This is a genomic window from Caballeronia sordidicola, assembly GCF_002220365.1.
GTDB lineage: Bacteria > Pseudomonadota > Gammaproteobacteria > Burkholderiales > Burkholderiaceae > Caballeronia > Caballeronia sordidicola_C.
Genome location: NZ_MTHB01000053.1, coordinates 1 through 1,128 on the forward strand (window position 1 = coordinate 1; position 1,128 = coordinate 1,128).

At 56.9% G+C, this 1,128-nt stretch carries 2 protein-coding genes; both read right to left on the bottom strand.

Annotated features, from left to right (window positions below):
- Positions 1–573 (bottom strand): YceI family protein (locus tag BSU04_RS09680; RefSeq protein ID WP_089160421.1); only part of this gene is annotated, 573 nt, incomplete at its 3' end.
- Between the two features lie 60 nt (positions 574–633).
- Positions 634–1,128 (bottom strand): YceI family protein (locus tag BSU04_RS09685; RefSeq protein ID WP_089160420.1); only part of this gene is annotated, 495 nt, incomplete at its 5' end.

Below are 1,128 nucleotides of genomic sequence, written 5' to 3' on the forward strand. Positions count from 1 at the left end.
GCCTTCGGCTTGAATATGCAACGTCGTCTTCATCTTGAAGCCATACGCCTTGCCGTAGTCCACGCCGAAGTCGCCACGATCGAACGTTGCCGTCGACTCCGTGCCGCACACTTCCTTCTTCAGCATCGGGTTCGTGAAGCACTTGAACGATTCGATCTTCAGGTTCAACGGCTTTGTCACGCCGTGCAGCGTCAGCTCGCCGATCACTTCAACCGGCACGTCGCCCTTGAACTTCATCGACGTGCCCTTGTAGGTCGCTGTCGGGAATTTGTCGGCGTCGAAGAATTGCGCGCTCTTCAGTTCGCCATTCAACTTGTCATTGCCGATATCAATCGACGTCATGTCGATGGTCGCGTCCAGCGTGCCCTTCTTGGCCGCGCGATCGAGCGTCACCGTCCCGCTGCTCTTCGTGAATTTGCCGCGCCAGATCGAGATGCCGCCAAAGTGATCGGTCTCGAAGCTCGGGTACGTGTGGTTCGGGTCGAGCTGATACGTGACTTCGTCAGCCATCGCGTTAAACGAAACGGCCGCGAAAAGCGCGCCAGCAGCTGCAATCAGAAGGTTCTTTTTCATGAGTTTTCCAGGATGAATGTGATGATCTAAGAGCGTTTATTTCGGGGCTTATTTCGTGGCTTATTTCTTGGCGGCGACGAGGTGGAACTTGATGACGACTTCGTCGGCCACGACCGAGGTGTCTTTCCATTCGCCCGAGCCGACATCGAACTGCGTACGTTTGATGGGCAATGAACCATCGAAAGTTTGCGTCGCGCCCTGGCTCGTGACGGTGACCGGCACGGTCACGTTCTGCGACTTGCCTTTGATGGTCAACTTGCCGCTCACGTTGAACTTCGTGCCGCCGGCCGGCGCAATCGCCGTCGAGGTAAACGTAGCCGTCGGGAAATGGGCGGTATCGAACCAGTCCTTGTCGGTCGCTTGCTTGTTGTAGCTGTCATCGCCGAGATCGTAGCTGCCCGTATCGATGGTGAGATTCGCGCTGCCCGCAGCCGGCTTGGCCGGATCGAAGTCGAGTTGCGCGGTGAACTTCTTGAACTTGCCTTCAACCGGCACGTTCATTTGCTTCGATGTCGCCGTCACCGTGCTTTTGGTCGTGTCGACCTGGGCTTGAGC